The organism is Stenotrophomonas sp. YJH_SMC_19 (assembly GCF_059367915.1).
Genome location: NZ_JCAFRI010000002.1, coordinates 186083 through 202721, shown reverse-complemented (window position 1 = coordinate 202721; position 16639 = coordinate 186083). Strand labels below are relative to the sequence as shown.

Here is a 16639-nt window from a genome sequence, read left to right as displayed (position 1 = left end):
ACGACGGCCCGGCCGTCCCTGGAAGGATTTCATGCGCATTCACTCGCTGGCGCGTCACCGATCCAATAATCCATGGCTGTTTTGCCTGACCACTGGCCTGGCAATGTGCCTGACCACTTCAGCAGCAAGCGCAGCCAGCTGGCTCGTCCACGATATCGCGGAGTTCACTACCGCCGCCTCGGCGCTGCAGCCTGGCGATGAGATCGTGCTGGCTGACGGCACCTGGACCGATGCCCGGCTGCTGCTGAAGGGCCAGGGCACGGCAGCCGCGCCGATCGTGCTGCGCGCGCAGACCGCCGGCAAGGTCGTCCTCAGCGGACGCTCGGACCTGCGCCTGGCCGGGAGCTACCTGCAGGTGTCCAACCTGGTGTTCCGCAACGGCTATGCGCCGGGTGATGCGGTGGTGGCGTTCCGCGAGTCGAGCAAGGCCGTCGCCAGCAACAGCCGCGTCACCGGCCTGGTGATCGATGACTACGCCAACCCGGATGGCAGCGACCAGGACTACTGGGTATCGCTGTATGGCAGCAACAACCGGTTGGATCACAGCCAGTTGCGCGGCAAGACCAACGCCGGGCCGACCGTGGTGGTGGTGCGCGATGCCACCCAGGGCCTGGACAACCAGCACCGTATCGACCACAACTGGTTCGGGCCGCGCCCGGCGCTGGGCGTCAACGGGGGCGAAACGATCCGCGTCGGCACCAGCGACAGCTCACTGAGCGATTCCAACAGCACGGTGGAGAACAACTGGTTCGAAGGCTGCGACGGCGAGACCGAGATCATCAGCAACAAGTCCGGCGGCAACACCTACCGCGGCAACGTGTTCTACCGTTCGGCCGGCGCATTGACCCTGCGCCATGGCAACGGCAACCGGGTGATCGACAACGTCTTCCTCGGCGATGACAAGGCCGGCACCGGCGGCGTACGCATCATCAACGCCGACCAGACCGTCAGCAACAACTACTTCGAGCGGCTGGCCGGGTCCAGCAACCGTTCGGCGTTGGCGGTGATGGATGCGCAGGCCAGACCTCCGCTGTCCGGCTATGCGCCTGTGGTGAATGCCACGATCAATCGCAACACCTTCGTGGACGTGGCGAAGATCAGTTTCGGCGTCGGCCACGATGAAGCCAAAGGCATCGTGGTCGCCGCCAGCAGCAGCCGCTTCACCGGCAACCTGATCGTCAACCGCAACAGCAGCAACCCACCAACTGCCGCCAGTTCGCTGGCCGGCATCGACTTCAGCGGCAACGTGCAGTCGCCGGCAGCCAGCACCGTGTTCCCGGGAGGCGTAGAGGGCCGTGGCGTCAGCCTGCAGCAGGCTGCCAGCGGATTGTGGGTGGCTACGCCTGCCCTGCCCGACGTGGGCGCCGATCCTGCCCTGGCGATGACCGCGCGCGAGGCGACCGGCGTCGACTGGTATCCCAAGGTGGGCGAAGTTGCCCTGTCACGCACCCGCAATGGAGTTGATCGATGAGGTTGCAGCCGCTGTTCGTTTCCCTGGCCCTGGCCGCCCCCTTCGCCCTGCTGCCGACCGCGTCGCTGCTCGCAGCGCCCGCTGCCGCTGCGCGGCAGGCCGACACCGCGCCGGTGCTGGTCACCGCTGCGCACTGGCAGCAGATGGCCAGCGAAGGCAGCCGCTACCCGTGGTTCGCCAAGGAGCAGGCGCGCACCGAGGCAACACTGAAGAAGATGATGAAGGCCGGCATCGACGTGCCGGTGCCCAGGGACAAGGGCGGCGGGCGCACCCATGAACAGCACAAGCGCAACTACCAGGCACTGTTGGCGGCGGGCACGCTGTACCGGTTGACCGGCGACAGGGCCTACGTGGACTACGCGCGCGACATGCTGCTGCAGTACGCCCAGCTTTACCCCACGCTGGGCCCGCACCCGGAGGGTCGCGGCCAGATTCCCGGCCGCGTGTTCTGGCAGGTGCTCAACGATTCGGTGTGGCTGGTCAACGCCATCCAGGGCTATGACGCGATCCGTGACGCGCTGTCCGCCGAGGACCGCGACACCATCGAATCGAAGGTGTTCCGGCCGATGGCCGAGTTCCTCGTCAGCGAACCGAAGAACTACGACCAGATCCATAACCACGCCACGTGGGCGGTGGCCGCCACCGGCATGACCGGCTACGTGCTGCGCGACCAGGAACTGGTGGAGAAGTCCCTGCGCGGCAGCCAGAAGGACGACAAGTTCGGCTTCCTGCGGCAGATCGACCTGCTGTTCTCGCCCGATGGCTACTACGAGGAAGGCCCCTACTACCAGCGCTATGCACTGGCGCCGTTCCTGCTGTTCGCCAACGCCATCGAACGCAATGAGCCGCAGCGGAAGATCTTCGCGCGTCGCGATGGCGTGCTGCTGAAGGCGGTGGATGTGCTGGTGCAGTCCAGCTATGGCGGCCTGTTCTTCCCGATCAACGATGCGATCCTGGACAAGGGCATCGACACCGAAGAGCTGGTGGCCGGCATCGGCATCGCCTATGCGCGCACCGGTGATGACCGCCTGCTGTCGGTGGCCCAGCAGCAGAAACGCCTGCTGCTTTCGCCCGAAGGCCTGCAGGTGGCGCAGGCACTGGCCGCCAACAAGGCCAAGCCCTTCGACTACCGCCCGATGCTGCTGCGCGATGGCCCCGACGGCGACCGCGGCGGCCTGGCGATCCTGCGCATGAACGGCGAACGCGGCCAGGCACTGGTGCAGAAGGACACGATGCAGGGCATGGGACACGGCCACTTCGACAAGCTCAACTGGCTGTTCTACGACAACGGCAACCCGGTGGTGACCGATTACGGCGCCGCCCGCTTCCTCAACGTGGAAGCCAAGCGCGGTGGCATCTACCTGGCCGAGAACCGCAGTTGGGCCAAGCAGACCGTGGCCCACAACACCCTGGTGGTGGACGAGCAGAGCCACTTCAACGGCGACTGGAAGCGTGGCGAGGCGCATGCCCCGCAGGTGCGCTTCTTCCAGGCCGACGCCGATACCCAGATTGCCTCGGCAACGATGCGCGATGCCTATCCCGGCGTGGCGTTCACCCGCACCCAGGCGCTGCTGCGCCACCCCGACCTGGGCCTGCCGGTGGCGCTGGACCTGCTGCAGGTGCACGGCGACAAGGCCGCGCGCTACGACCTGCCGCTGCACTTCAACGGCCACATCGTCACCACCGGCTTCGAGGCCGAGCACTTCCCCAGCCAGCGCCCGGTGCTGGGCAAGGACAACGGCTACCAGCACCTGTGGCTGGATGCACGCAGCAAACCCGGCAGCGAGCCGCGGTCGCTGGCGTGGCTGCTGGACGGGCGCTTCTACACCTACCGCTTCGGCAGCAGCGCGCCGGCGCAGGCGCTGCTGGTGGAAAGCGGCGCGAACGATCCGGAATTCAACCTGCGCCGTGAGACTGCCCTGCTGCAGCGCGTGGACGGCCAGAAGGACGTCACCTTCTTCAGCGTGCTGGAGCCGCATGGCGAGTACAACGGCACCGCCGAGTACGTGCATGGCGCCGACAGCCGCATCAGGGAGATCGTGCGTACCCGCGGCAGCGATGCCGAGGTGATCGAGCTGCGCCTGGCCAGTGGCGCGCGCATCGCCCTGGGTGTCGCCGATAACAGCGCCACCACGAGCGAGCACAGCGTGACCGTCGACGGCCACGTCTACCGCTGGAACGGCAGCCATGCGCGCCTGGACCGCAGCAAGGGTGACGGCAAATGAACGGCCCTGCGGTGGTGGCCAAGCTGCGCAAGGTGCCGGTGCGTTCAGCCGTGCGCTGGCTGATCGTGGGCCTGATTGCCGTGGCCACGGTCATCAACTACATCGACCGCAACGCACTGGCGGTGATGTGGCCGGAAATCGCCAGGGAAGTGGGCGCGACCAAGGATGACTACGCCCTGCTGGTGACGGTGTTCATGCTGTTCTACGCCGCCGGCCAGTTCCTGTTCGGCCGCCTGTTCGACATGATCGGCACGCGCCTGGGTTTCGCCCTGTCGATCAGCGTGTGGTCGATCTCCATCGCCCTGCACTCGATCACCCATTCGATGCTGTCCTTCAGCCTGGTGCGGGCGATGCTGGGCATCAGCGAGGCCGGTGCGTGGCCGGGCGCGGTGAAGGCCAATGCCGAGTGGTTCCCGGCGCGCGAGCGCGCATTGGCGCAAGGCGTGTTCAACGCGGGTGCGTCGATCGGCGCGATCGTGTCCGCACCGGCCATCGCCGGCTTGTACCTGTGGCTGGGCTGGCGCGGCACCTTCGTGCTGGTCGGTGCAATCGGTTTCCTGTGGCTGCTGCCATGGCTGTTTGTCTACCGCGCCGGCCCGGACAAGCACCCGTGGGTGAGCGATGCCGAGCGCCGGCTGATCCAGGAAGACCAGGCCGGGCAACAGGCGGTGGTGGCGCCGAAGGCCAGCGTTCGTGAGCTGCTGGCCCACCGGCAGAGCTGGGGCATGCTCGCCTGCCGCTTCCTGCTGGACCCGATCTGGTGGCTGTTCGTGTCCTGGCTGCCGATCTACCTGGCTGAAACCTTCGGCTTCGACATCAAGCAGATCGGCCTGTTCGCCTGGGTGCCGTTTGTCGGCGCGATGCTGGGCAGCCTGAGTGGTGGCTGGTTGTCCGGGCGCCTGATCCGCGCCGGGCACAGCGTGGACCGCGCCCGCAAGCTGTCCATAACGCTGGGCTGCGTGGTCATGGCTCCTGCCCTGCTGGGTGCCGTGCTGGCCAACCAGCCGCTGCTGGCGGTGCTGGCAATCGCTGCGGTGCTGTTCGGCTTCCAGGTGGCCATCGGCAACATCCAGACCCTGCCGGGCGACCTGTTCGACGGCCGCTCGGTGGGCACGCTGGCAGGCCTGGGTGGCCTGGCTGCCGTGGCCGGCACCTTGATCACCACTTGGCTGGTGCCGGTGCTGACCCGCCACTCCTATGCCCCGATCTTCATCCTCGTTGCCGCCCTGGTGCCGCTGTCGCTGGCCGCGCTGTGGTGGTGGACCGGCCCGATCCACAAGCTCGACCGCCGCGGCGGTTGAGCCTGCATTTCTCTTCAATTCCCCCGCAAACCAAGGAGTTTTCCGCATGTCGTTCCAGGACAAGGTGGCCATTGTCACCGGCGGTGGCCGCGATATCGGTCGCGCCGTTTCGATCAAGCTGGCTGCCGCCAGTGCACGCGTCTGCATCAACTACGCCAATGACGAGGCCAGTGCCCAGGAAACGCTGGCACAGATCCATGCGGCCGGTGGCCAGGCCATCGTGCATCGCGCCGACGTCACCGACGCCACGGCCGTCGCCGGCCTGGTCGCTGCGGCACAGGCCGCGTTCGGCGAGCACATCGACCTGCTGGTGAACGTGGCCGGTGGCATGGTGCAGCGCCGGCCGCTTGCCGACATCGACCCGGTGTTCTTCCACACCGTGATGGACCTGAACCTCACCTCGACCTACCTGACCACCCACGCGGTGGTGCCGCACATGCGCGAAGGCGCGGCCATCGTCAACTTCGCCTCGCAGGCAGGCCGTGATGGCGGCGGCCCGGGCGCATCGATCTACGCCACCGCCAAGGCGGCGGTGATGACCTTCACCCGCGCCATGGCGAAGGAGCTGGGGCCGAAGGGTATCCGGGTGAACGCGCTGTGCTGCGGCATGATCGCCACCCGCTTCCACGATGAATTCACCAAGCCGGAAGTACGCACGGCCGTTGCCGGCGCCACCCCGTTGCGCCGCCAGGGCGCGCCGGACGAAGCCGCCGACGCTGCGGTGTTCCTGGCCTCGGATGCGGCGGCGTTCATCACCGGCGCGAATCTGGACGTCAACGGCGGCACCTACTTCTCCTGACACCTGACCGGACTCCTGCCCATGCAGCGCTGGACACTTCTGTTTTCATTGACGCTCTGCTCCGCCATGACGGCGCCCGCTGCGTGGGCCGCACCCGTGTGGGTCACTGCCTGGACGGCCGCGCCCGCGCCCGACCGCAAGGACGGAACGTCCGATGCGCCCGTACAGTTCGCCGCACAGACCGTGCGCCAGGACATGCGTATCGGCAGCCGTGGCGATGCGCTGCGGCTGCGCATCAGCAACGAGCTCGGCACGGCGCCCTTGCGGGTCGAGGACCTGCGTGTGGGAGTGAAGGACGGCAAGGCCGCACCGCTGCCGGTAACGGTGGATGGCCGCGCAGTCATCGAGGTGCCGGTCGGAGCCGCGCTGCTGAGCGACCCGGTGCGGATGCCGGTGGTGGCGCTGCAGGAGATCAGCGTGAGTGCCTATTTCCCGCAGCCCACCCGCCCCGCCGTGCGCCGCACCGAGCTGCGGGTCGCAGATGGCAGGCAGACAGCCGTCGCCGACAGCGTGCGGCTGAGCTACCAGCAGAACGTGTTCTCGGCAGTGATGGTGCAGCGTGATGATCGTCCCCAGGTAATCGTGGCGCTGGGCGATTCCATCACGGAAGGCGCCACCGCACGCCGCGGCACCTTCAACCAGTGGCCGGAGCGATTGGCGCAGCGCCTGCAGCAGGCCTGCCCGAACCGGTTCGTGGTACTCAACCAGGGCATCAGCGGCAACAAGCTGCTTGACCATGGCCGCAGCCACAGTGCGCTGTCACGATTGGATCGCGATGTGATCGCGGTGGCCGACGCCGATCAGGTGATCCTGTTCGAAGGCATCAATGACATCCGCCACGGCGGTGGCGCGCAGCCGCTGCCTGGACGCAATGCGGCGGACATGCTGCTGGGCTATCAACAGGTTGCGGCGCGGCTGCATGCGCACGGCATCCGCGCCTGGCTGGGTACGTTGACCCCGTTCGGCGGTTCCGAGCGCTACGAGCCCGTGTCCGCCGCCACCCGCACCACGATCAACCAGTGGGCACGCGGCGGCAACAGCGGCTTCGACGGCATCATCGATTTCGATGCCGCGCTGCGTGACCCGAAGGCAGCCGAATCGTTGCCCAACGAGATCACCCGCGACCATCTGCATCCCAACGACGAAGGCTACCGGCGCATGGCCGATGCCATCGATCTGCGCATGCTGGGCTGCACCACCCCCGAGTGAGAGAGAACCGATGAGCCGCGTCATTTGTTTCGGTGAGTTGCTGCTGCGCCTGGGCGCACCCGGTCGTGAACTGCTGCTGCAGACGCCGCAGCTGCAGGTTCATGTGGGAGGTGCCGAGGCCAATGTGGCGGTCTCGCTGGCCAGCCTGGGCCACGATGTGCAGATGGTCAGCACGGTACCCGGTAACGCGCTGGGCCGGCATGCTGTGGCCGAGCTGCGGCGGCATGGCGTGGGCGTGGCCGCCGTGCGTGAAGTGGAGGGTGATCGCATGGGCCTGTACTTCCTGGCGACCGGGGCGGTGCAGCGCGCCAGTGAAGTGGTGTATGACCGGGCCGGTTCTGCATTCGCAAACCGCAATGCCAGTGACCATGCGTGGCCCGCCCTGCTGTCCGGCGCGCACCTGTTGCATGTCTCGGGCGTGAGTCCGGCGCTGGGCGCCAACGTGGCCGAGTCGGTGCTGGGTGCCGTGCGTGCGGCTCGCGCGGCCGGAGTGCAGGTGTCCTTCGACGGCAATTATCGTCCCTCACTGTGGCGACGCTGGGATGGCGACGCAGCGGCGATCCTGCGCGAGGTCTTCGCCGAGGCCGACATTGTCTTTGCCGATCATCGGGACATCGAACTGGTGCTGGGGCTGCACTTCGCGCAGGACGATGCGGTCGCCCGAACCGAGGCCGCTGCGGCCGCTGCCTTTGCCGCGTTCCCGCACCTGCGGTGGCTGTCCTGCACCCAGCGCGAGGTGATCAGCGCCGACCATCACGTGCTCGGTGCGCTGCTGCTGGGACGCGATGGAACCCGCGCGCAGGCCGCTCCGAGGCCGCTGCCCGGCATCGTTGATCGCATCGGCGGTGGCGATGCGTTTGCCGCCGGCATCCTGCACGGATTGCTGTCCGGGCTCGACGCAGAACACACCGTGCGCTTCGGACTGGCCGCAGGCGCGTTGAAGCACGCCATTCCCGGCGACTTCAGCCCTGCCCGCGAAGCTGAAGTCCGGGCACTGATGGAGAGCCACCCGTTCGACGTTCGTCGCTGATCTCCCCCCGGGAGAATCCCGCTAGAATCCAACGGGCGCCGGAATCGCGCAGGGATCGCCCATGGATTACACCGGATACACGCGCAAGTTTCCCAACAACCGCCCACTGAATGCGTTTGATCGCGAGCACCGCCTGCTGCAGAAGAAGCGGCTGGATGTCGTGCCGCTGGCACAGCTGTGCGTGGTGAAAATGAATTCGAACGGCCTGGTTTCGGTGGATCGCTGGTTCGCCGCGCGTGGCTTTGCAGCCCTGCTGGGCGCGATCGGCATTGCCTTCGGGCTGGGCGGCGTGCTGATGCTGCTCTGGTTGCTGATCGTGAACAGGCTACCCAACGAAAATGGCCTGTGGGAGGCGATATTCATCGGCATGGCGATGCTGGCCGCCTTCACTGCAGCGAGCATCTGGGTGGCTTGCCTCGAGCTGTTCCGCTGGACCTACTATCCGATCGCGCTCGATCGCAAGCACCGGCAGATACACGTGTTCCGGCTGGATGGCACCACCCTCAGCGTTCCCTGGGACCAGGTCTATTTCACGCTTGGCCGCGGAACGGGAACCTTCGGATGGTACAACTGGGATGTCCGCGGACTGATCCTGGACGCGGATGGCGTCACAATACGGGAGACGTTCGCGTTCTGCATCGCGACCTCTCGCATCGAGAACGCACATGCCCACTGGGAGTTCCTGCGGCGCTACATGGAAGAAGGACCGGCAGCCGTCGTGGACGCGGTGCACTGCTGCATGCCGCTGGACGGCAAGCGCGAGAGCTTCGCGTCCGGCAAGGAGCGCATCTTCGCCGAAGACGCGCAGCTCCCGGGTTTCATGTGGCTCACGATGCTGCCACTCAACTACCTGCACACGATCATGCGCTGGGTGGTGATGCAGACCAGCAGGATTCCGCGGTTTCCGCCGGACATCGAGGCGCGCCTGACACCGGACGCCGGTGATCCCTGTGTCCGCGACGCTTCGATCAATCCACCGGACCTGCGCTGACCCAGCGTTGCGTCCGGCAACAGCACGTGGGAATCCCGCGTCATAGGCAGGCGCGTCCTCACAACGCCAGCAGCCACGCTTCCAGTGCGCGTGTGTCCCGCATGTCGCCGTCATAGCGACGATCCGGAACATGCGGTTCATTGGAACCGCGCACCCGGCCTCGGAAAACCTTCATCGGTACGGAAATCCTGGCCAGGCCGCTCGGCAGCCGCTCCGGCCTGACATCCATGTAGAGGCTGTCGGCCGAAGTCTCGACGCCGACCTGCATCGCGCCCAGCCGTTTCCACAGATCCAGTGCATCCAGGCAGGCCGAGCCGCAGGAGGCATCGGCCACGATCACCACCCTGCCCCTGCGCAGCGGAGCGGCCGGGCCTGCGGTTGCAGCTGTATCTGCCCTGGCCTCGGATGGCTCGCGCCACACTGCCTCACCCCGGCCGCGTGCCCGTGCCATGCCCGCCGTCACCGATTCCAGCATGCGACGCAGCTCTGGCGACGCATCGGGCGCCTGCACCAGCTTCTGCAGGAAGCCGCGCAACTGGGCGATGTTGGCCTCGGAGGTCCGCCACTCCACCCAGCTGGTATCGGACAGCGCGTCCACGGCGGCACGGCCCCAGATCAATCGCGCCAGTTCGATGCTCCATTGCGAAGCACCGCCACTGTTGCCACGCACATCCAGCACGACCGACGGTGCCTGCTGCAGTGCTGCGGCTTTTGGAGCAAGCTGCTCGAGCAGCGCGGTCAGTTCCTTGAAGTTCTGCTCCGTAGGGTCGGCATTGAAGCTGCTGGTGGTGATCCAGTAGCCGCCATCGGGCATGATGTGCCAGCCATTGGCCGGGCGGAAGCTGCGACGGGTATCGGCCAGGCGCGCCTTGCGCTGTGCCGCCTGCAGTGGCTGCCACTGCAGCGCGTAGGGCTTCTCGTGTCCATCCACCTGAAAAACGCAGCTGCGCAGCGTGGGCACGAACGGATTGCCCTGCTCCAGCAGCACTTCGCCGCCACCCTGGATGCGGCTGGCCTGCAGGTTCCAGCGCCCGCTGAAGCCACCCACCCGGCGCGCAGCCAGTGTCTGCGCATCGATGCCGTCACAGGACAGCAATCGAGCCCCCAGCGGCGGATGGCCCGGACCACCGTCCACGGTCATGACCACCTGCGCATCACCGTCGAAACCGGTCAGGAACCCCGGCCACTGCGTTGGAAGATCGGGAGCGTCGGCAAGCGCGTTGAGGCTGACGTGGCCGTCATTGAAGGAGGCTGCGTAACCCTTCATCGCCCACCAGTAGCCTGCGAAGCTGTCGACATTGGCCGCGCGCGAGCGGGCAAGCGCCGAGGCGGCCTCCAGCTGCGGAACGAAACCCGGATTCCGCAGATCCACGGCGCCCGGATGGCTGCCGCGCATGGCGGCGTCGGCAGCGTCCAGATCCTTCAACAGCGTGTCCGACCAATCGCTCGGCGCGCCTTCCGCGGTGGGCGCCGCAAGCACCGCACCGAGCAGCAGCCCTGCAATGACCATGGATTCATCCCTTTGCCGGAACAAACGCCAGTCTCGCAGTTTTCCAGCCTGGCGTACCGCACCCGCCGCAACGGGCGCGGCCTTCCATCAATGCAGCGGCAGCTTCAGCATCGACGGCGCGTTCGCCGGTGAACTGAAGGTCACCGTGCCACCCAACTGGCTGATGCCTGCATAGCGCAGGTCCACGGTGTCCATCACCAGGGTCAGGCGACTGCCGGCCGGCACGTCCCAGCTGCTGGCTTCCAACCGCAGGTCGATGGTCTTCGCTTGCCCCGGCGTGGCACCCCGCAGCGTATAGGGCTTGTGGCTGATCAGCTGGCCATTGCCCAGCACGTCTTCGGCATAGAGATAGGCATACAACGTGGTGTCGGCGCGGCTTGGCGTGACCGTCATCCGCACTTCCGGCGCGCCATCCAGCCGGCGTGCACTCCAGTAGACCGGCCCTTGCCAGACGCCCGCGGCGTTGCGCCCGACGAACGGCACATAGGCGCCCGGTGGCAGGTTGATCATCTGCAGCGCGCCGGACGCCATCACCACGCCCGAGTTGGCGGCCGTCAGCAGGCCGCTGCCGATGCGGTAGCTCCAGCCGGTGCCGCCACCGTTCGCCACCAGTCCACCGGTGGGCTGCAACAGCCCGCTCGGCGCGGTCAGCCCGTAGCTCACCGCGCCCGTCCGCGTAGCCTGCCAATCCGGATAGTGGCTCCAGCTGCCCTTCTGCGACTTCAGCTGCACCGCAGGCTGCCGGTCGATGCCGTTGGCCACCCCCTTCAGGTAATGGTCGAACCAGTCGCCCACCGAATCGTAGACCTCGTTGGGAACACCCAGTGCGCCAAAGGCTTCGTTGAGCGCGTGATCGCCGTGGCGCAACTGCAGCTGCTTGGGGCCCTTCAGGCGGTTGAAGAAATCGACCAGCTGGCCCGGCGGGAACAGGCTGTCGTTGAAGGCGTTGGCCAGGAACACCGCTGGCTGGTTGGCGTTGATCTCGTCGATGCTGGCCCCGGGGCTGCGCTGCGCCGCCACCGGCAACAGCGAGTCCACCGCGCCCTGGTAGTTGCCGACCAGCACATTGCGATTGATGGTGGACAGCTCCGGTCCCGGGCGACCGGTGGCCAGGCCTGCGGCAACCAACAGCGCGATGCCCTGTGCGCTGGGGGTGTCGTTGCTGTACAGCGAGGCCTGCAGGTCGGCCCATCCACTCAGTGCAGCCACTGCCTTGATGCGCGGATCGCGTGCGGCCGCCAGCAGGCTGGTGCCGGCCCCATAGGAGATGCCCGATACGCCGATTCGTGACGGGTCGGCGCGGGTGTTGTCCAGCGCCCAGTCAATCAGTGCACTGACGTCCTCCACCGTGGCCGGCCCGGCGATGTCGATGCTGCCGCCGGACTCCCAGAAACCACGCGAGCTGTAGCTGATGACCACATAGCCGCGACGGGCCAACGACTGCGCCACGCCCACGTACTCCACGCTGGGCACGGCCCAGCTGCTGGGCATCACCAGCAGCGGATACCGTCCGCTGCCCGCGTCCTGCGGTTCGATGACGAAGGCCCCGAGAGGCGTTCCATCCCAGCTGGGAATGGTGCGATGGGTGGTCTTGACCGTGGCCGCCCAGGCGGTGGGCGCCAGCCCGGTCAGCAGGATCAACAGCAGCACTACCTTGCGCATCGTGGTCTCTCCCCGTCGGTGGTGGTGGTGCAATGGATCGGACCGTACCAATGCGAATGGTGGGTGGCACCTTGCGACGCAGCATGGCGCTTTCGAAGCCGGCGGCCGGGTGGGTCGATGCAGGATCACATTCAGGCGCGGTGGATCACCCACGCCACCAGGCCCGCAAGTGGCATCAATGCAAGTGTGGCAACGACGCCCAGGCATCCGGACACCCCGCGGTGCGGCGCGGACGCCTGTGGATGCGATCGCAGCCAGGCGGCATGACAGGCCCTGCAGTAGAAGCGCTGCTTCCCAGCGCGCCAGGCGCCACTGGTACGTTCGTCATGGAGGGCGGCGTTGCCGCAGCGCCCACACTTGAAGCTGCGATGGGGCGGGCGTCTCTGTCGACGCAGCGCAGCCACGATTGCAACCCCGATCAGGGCAGCTGCGGCGCCCCCTGCAAGCAGTTCACTGTGGATCATTCGCCTTGCTCGATCCTGCGGTTTCCGGTCCTGCTGCGCAGGATATCGAGTCGTACACCCCCTGCGCTACGACGCCCTAGCACGCGCGCATGTCACCCACGCGCCGCCTGATTTGACACATCACCAGTGCTTGCGGGCTGTCACAGCTTCGTCTTTTCGTCATTGACCGAAAGGCGACAGCTTGTGACGCTTGCGACACCGCAGGGCCTGCATGGCCCCACCGTGCGGTCAGGTCCCACCGCAATCCGTAGCCCCCGTCCCCGCAACGCCCTCCCATGACTTCGCCCCGGCCTGGTCGTGGCGGACGGCTGCGCCCTGAACTTCTGCTGGAGAACCGCAATGCGCCTTGCAAGCTTCTTCTTCGCGTTCGTCCTCAGTGCCTTCGCCGGCGCTGCCCAGGCCCAGGTCGTCACCCTCAACAAGGGTGGCTTCGTGCTCACCTACGACTGCAGCATCCACAGCGCCACCCGCTACGAATACACCCTGACCGCAGACACCGGTTCGGCCGCGCGCCCGTCCAGCTTCTACAAGGATCCGGACCTGCCGGCAGGCTGCCTCGGCCAGACCAGCACCGCCTCCTACGCCAGCATCACGTCCGGCTATGACCGCGGCCATCTGGTGACGTCCAACCACATGGACTACAACGCGACCTACATCCGCCGCGCCAACTACATGACCAACATCGTTCCGCAGGTGTCCAGCTTCAACCAGGGCATCTGGGTGAAGGCCGAGAACGTGGCCGAGTGCTACCGCGACATCGCGCCGGTGGATGTCTATGGTGGCGTGGTCTACGGCGACGCCTCCAACGACTACTTCCTTTCCAGCCACGGCATCCCGACGCCGGAGTTCTTCTGGAAGACCATCATCACCCGTGACCCGAACACCGGCACCGCCAAGGCGATCAGCTGGATCATTCCCAACGAAGCCAATCTGGGCAGCCTCGACAGCTATCTGGTGACCATCGCCGATCTGGAGGAGCTGCTGGGTGCGAGCTACGTAGCGATCAACGCACCGGCCTCGCTGAAGAACATGCTGCCGCCCAGCACCTGGCCGCAGCCGGCGGGCTGTGACCTGGGCTGACCGGCCGACCGGGAATGGGTGGCACCCAGTCCGGGTGCCACACAGGGATGGCTGTGGGAAAATGGCAGGCAATTGCACCACTGCATTGCCCCCTGGAGCTGTAGATGTCCCGTTTCCCGTTTGATGCCGTGCTGTTCGACTGCGACGGCGTACTCGTCGATTCCGAGCCGCTGGTCGCCCGCGTTCTCTCGGAAATGCTGACCGCACGCGGCTGGTCGCTGACCCCTGCGCAGGCGGGTGAAGTCTTCCTCGGCCAGTCCGTGGCCCATCTGGCAGGGCTGATCGCAGAGCGCACCGGCAAGCCGTTCACCGAGGAATGGCTGGAGGAGTTCCGCCAGCAGCGCAACCGGGCACTGGAACGTGACCTTGAAGCGATCCAGGGGGCACCCGAGGCCGTGCGTGCGATCGCTGCGGCCACCGGCGGGCGGATCGCCTGCGCTTCCGGTGCCGACCTGCACAAGGTGAAGCTGCAGCTGGGCAAGGTCGGCATCCTTGATGCCTTCGGTGCCCATGTGTTCAGTGGCCAGGACATGCCGCGCACCAAGCCGCACCCGGACGTGTATCTGGCTGCAGCTGCAGCGCTGGGCGTCGACCCGACGCGCTGTGCAGTGATCGAGGACACCGTCACCGGCGCCACTGCGGGCGTTGCCGCAGGCGCCACCGTGTTCGGCTTCAGTGAGGGTGGCCCGCACCACAGTACGCCCGAAGCCCTGCGCGCAGTCGGTGCAAAGGTGATTTTCCAGCGCATGGACCAGCTGCCGGGCCTGCTTGCAGCCTACGCGGTGGACGCCGTCGCCTGACCCTGCTCAGCCCGCAGTGCCCAGTGCGGCGCTGCGGCGCTTTCCGGCGTAGTGCAGCGCGAACAGGTACAGGCCGGTGAACAGTTGCAGGAACAGCGGCGGCAGCGGCGAATAGGTGATCCACGCTGCAGGTTCGCCCTGCCCCAGCCCGCGAACGGCGAAGTTGGCGATCACTGCCAGGGTGAACACGATCGAGGTCCAACGATGCACGGGCCGTGCCCAGCCACTGCGGCTCATTGCCGGCGCCTCGCTTCGGAACGGGCTTCGATCATCTTCCAACCATTGCCTGATGGGTCACGGAATCCGGCGTCGACGGCGCCATAGCGCTCGATCGGCTCCTGGGTGAATTCCACACCCTGTGCCAGCCATTGCGTGTAGCGCGCCTGGCAGTCATCCACGGCCAGCACCAGCGGCGGCATTGCGCCCTTGGCCACCAGCTGCTGCAGCGCAAGCGTGGTAGCGGCGTCGTGGGTGGGCGGGCCTGGCACGAACAGGCCCAGCTGGAAACCGTCCTGGCCCGGGCTGCGTACCGTCAGCCATCGGTAGCTGCCATTGCGTACGTCGGTATGCACTTCGAAGCCGAGCTTGCCGACGTAGAACGCCAGCGCCTCATCCTGGTCGCGCACATACAGGCCGACCGTGTTCACAGTGTTCGTCATGGGACCTCCCTCAGGTAGGGTCCACGTTAGCAACCGCCTCGCGGCGGCGCTTCTCCAAAACTGCGATCTTCAGGTCCGGGCGCTGCGCGGCGCGTGCATGGCATTCCGGCACGCTGGCCGACGCCGCCTGGCCCGCACGCTCACGCTCACGCACATTGCCCGGGCTGTCACCGGTGATGTCACGGAAGATGCGGCCGAAGGTACCCAGACTGTTCCACCCGGTCTGCGCGGCGATTTCGGTGACCGGCAACTCGGTGTCACGCAACATCGCCACGGCCCGTTCGATGCGCCGGCTGAGGAGATAGCGGTGCGGTGGCAGCCCGAAGGCCTGCTTGAACGAGCGGGCGAAGTGCGCCGGCGACACCGCACTGACCTCGGCCAGGCGCGCGACCGGCCATTCCTCATGGCTGGCGCGGTCCATCCGGTCCTTGGCACGCAGCAGGCGCCGCAGCAGTTCGGGGCTCTGGTTCATGGCACCACCGCCTGGGCCAGGTAGTGGCGTGCCGCGTGCCGCGCCTCAGCGGCCTGCTCGACCAGCCAGTCACGCAATGCAATGACCTTGGCACTGCCATTTCGCGCCGTGGGTGCCACGAACCAGAAGCTGCGACCGTCGCTGGCGACACCCGGATGCGCCTGCACCAGCCGCCCGCTGTCCAGCTCGGCCTGGAAAAGGATCGGCGAACCAATGGCGATGCCTTGCCCGGCGATCGCGGCGCCGACATCCAGATGTTCGACGGCAAAGGGCGCGACGAAACTCTCCGGTGGCGGCGGTGGAATGTGTCCGTGCGCGGCAAACCACAGGGCCCACCAGTCCGGCCGCCCGAGCAGGGGAATCTCCAGCGCGCTGCTGCCCAGCCCACGCGCCTCGTGCAGCAGCGCCGGCGCACACAACGGTGTGAACACGCTGGGAAACAAGGGAGTTGCCTGAAGACCCGGCCATTCGCCCTGGCCATTGCGGATGGCGGCATCGAAGTGACCGGCAGCCAGATCCTGCGGCGCTGCCGACAGGTCCAGTTCCAGCACGAAATGCCGGTGGCGGGCGCGGAACGTGCCCAGCCGCGGCGTCAGCCAACTGGTGCCCAGCGTCGGCAGCACGGACAGGCGCAGTCGCGCCGCATCCCTGTCAGCGGCGCGCATGAAGCTGGCGCGCAGTGCATCGAATGCCCGGGTCGCCTCCTGGGCGACGCTGGCACCCGCCGCCGTCAGTTCCACGTGCTGTGCGTGGCGCAGGAACAGGCAGATGCCGGTCTGGGCCTCCAGCCGCCGCACGTGGTAGCTCACCGACGCCGCACTGGTGTCAAGCTCTTCGGCGGCGCGCGCGAAGCTGCCCAGCCGCGCCGCCGCCTCGAAGGCACGGATGGCGGCAAGCGATGGCAGCTGGCGTTGGGTGACCATAAGTGTGACTTAGCCTGAGCCCCGATATCTGCGTGGTCAATCC

Annotated in this window: 15 protein-coding genes; 9 read left to right on the top strand and 6 right to left on the bottom strand. The window is 67.0% G+C overall.

What is annotated here, in order from left to right; translation table 11 throughout:
• Positions 1-31: 31 nt before the first annotated feature.
• The 7 genes from AC5P5R_RS03480 to AC5P5R_RS03450 all read left to right on the top strand — a co-directional run bounded on the left by AC5P5R_RS03480 (position 32) and on the right by AC5P5R_RS03450 (position 9026).
• The gene (locus AC5P5R_RS03480) at positions 32-1471 is read left to right on the top strand and encodes a polysaccharide lyase 6 family protein (protein ID WP_099523585.1); all 1440 of its coding nucleotides are present in this window, start codon (positions 32-34) and stop codon (positions 1469-1471) included.
• Positions 1468-3696 carry an oligoalginate lyase gene (locus AC5P5R_RS03475; RefSeq protein WP_100438568.1) on the top strand — a complete coding sequence of 743 codons (2229 nt, stop codon included), beginning with the start codon at positions 1468-1470 and terminating at the stop codon, positions 3694-3696. The genes AC5P5R_RS03480 and AC5P5R_RS03475 overlap by 4 nt, the downstream gene beginning before the upstream one ends.
• Positions 3693-4997: an MFS transporter gene (locus AC5P5R_RS03470; protein WP_062607106.1), complete on the top strand. Its 1305-nt coding sequence runs from the start codon at positions 3693-3695 to the stop codon at positions 4995-4997. Before AC5P5R_RS03475 ends, AC5P5R_RS03470 begins: the two co-directional genes overlap by 4 nt.
• 46 nt (positions 4998-5043) lie before the next feature.
• Positions 5044-5796 carry an SDR family NAD(P)-dependent oxidoreductase gene (locus AC5P5R_RS03465; protein WP_100438569.1) on the top strand — a complete coding sequence of 251 codons (753 nt, stop codon included), beginning with the start codon at positions 5044-5046 and terminating at the stop codon, positions 5794-5796.
• A gap of 21 nt (positions 5797-5817) precedes the next feature.
• A complete protein-coding gene (locus tag AC5P5R_RS03460; RefSeq protein ID WP_100438570.1) occupies positions 5818-7005 on the top strand; it encodes a GDSL-type esterase/lipase family protein in 1188 nt (395 codons plus the stop codon).
• A 10-nt stretch (positions 7006-7015) separates the two neighbouring features.
• A complete protein-coding gene (locus tag AC5P5R_RS03455) occupies positions 7016-8035 on the top strand; it encodes a sugar kinase (RefSeq protein ID WP_100438571.1) in 1020 nt (339 codons plus the stop codon).
• A gap of 61 nt (positions 8036-8096) precedes the next feature.
• Positions 8097-9026 carry a DUF6708 domain-containing protein gene (locus AC5P5R_RS03450; RefSeq protein ID WP_100438572.1) on the top strand — a complete coding sequence of 310 codons (930 nt, stop codon included), beginning with the start codon at positions 8097-8099 and terminating at the stop codon, positions 9024-9026.
• Between the two features lie 58 nt (positions 9027-9084).
• Here AC5P5R_RS03450 and AC5P5R_RS03445 read toward each other — a convergent pair whose 3' ends face one another.
• Together AC5P5R_RS03445 and AC5P5R_RS03440 are read right to left on the bottom strand one after the other, a co-directional pair.
• On the bottom strand, positions 9085-10536 hold the full coding sequence (locus AC5P5R_RS03445; protein ID WP_049395980.1) for a S41 family peptidase: 1452 nt from the start codon (positions 10534-10536) through the stop codon (positions 9085-9087).
• Between the two features lie 87 nt (positions 10537-10623).
• Positions 10624-12198: a S15 peptidase family protein gene (locus AC5P5R_RS03440; RefSeq protein ID WP_100438573.1), complete on the bottom strand. Its 1575-nt coding sequence runs from the start codon at positions 12196-12198 to the stop codon at positions 10624-10626.
• A gap of 803 nt (positions 12199-13001) precedes the next feature.
• Between AC5P5R_RS03440 and AC5P5R_RS03435 the strand changes: the two genes are divergently transcribed.
• The gene (locus tag AC5P5R_RS03435) at positions 13002-13742 is read left to right on the top strand and encodes a DNA/RNA non-specific endonuclease (protein WP_044570255.1); all 741 of its coding nucleotides are present in this window, start codon (positions 13002-13004) and stop codon (positions 13740-13742) included.
• Positions 13743-13846: 104 nt separating this feature from the next.
• A complete protein-coding gene (locus AC5P5R_RS03430) occupies positions 13847-14542 on the top strand; it encodes an HAD family hydrolase (RefSeq protein ID WP_012480346.1) in 696 nt (231 codons plus the stop codon).
• Positions 14543-14548: 6 nt separating this feature from the next.
• Here the strand turns inward: AC5P5R_RS03430 and AC5P5R_RS03425 are convergent, their stop codons facing one another.
• The 4 genes from AC5P5R_RS03425 to AC5P5R_RS03410 are packed head-to-tail and all read right to left on the bottom strand — an operon-like array spanning position 14549 to position 16596.
• Positions 14549-14779, bottom strand: a complete 231-nt coding sequence (locus AC5P5R_RS03425; RefSeq protein WP_012480347.1) for a hypothetical protein — start codon at positions 14777-14779, stop codon at positions 14549-14551.
• Positions 14776-15201 (bottom strand): VOC family protein, encoded by a 426-nt coding sequence (locus AC5P5R_RS03420; RefSeq protein ID WP_012480348.1) that lies wholly within the window; start codon positions 15199-15201, stop codon positions 14776-14778. The genes AC5P5R_RS03425 and AC5P5R_RS03420 overlap by 4 nt, the downstream gene beginning before the upstream one ends.
• A gap of 10 nt (positions 15202-15211) precedes the next feature.
• Positions 15212-15673 (bottom strand): helix-turn-helix domain-containing protein, encoded by a 462-nt coding sequence (locus tag AC5P5R_RS03415; RefSeq protein ID WP_012480349.1) that lies wholly within the window; start codon positions 15671-15673, stop codon positions 15212-15214.
• Positions 15670-16596 (bottom strand): LysR substrate-binding domain-containing protein, encoded by a 927-nt coding sequence (locus AC5P5R_RS03410; protein WP_044570259.1) that lies wholly within the window; start codon positions 16594-16596, stop codon positions 15670-15672. Before AC5P5R_RS03410 ends, AC5P5R_RS03415 begins: the two co-directional genes overlap by 4 nt.
• Between the last annotated feature and the right edge of the window lie 43 nt (positions 16597-16639).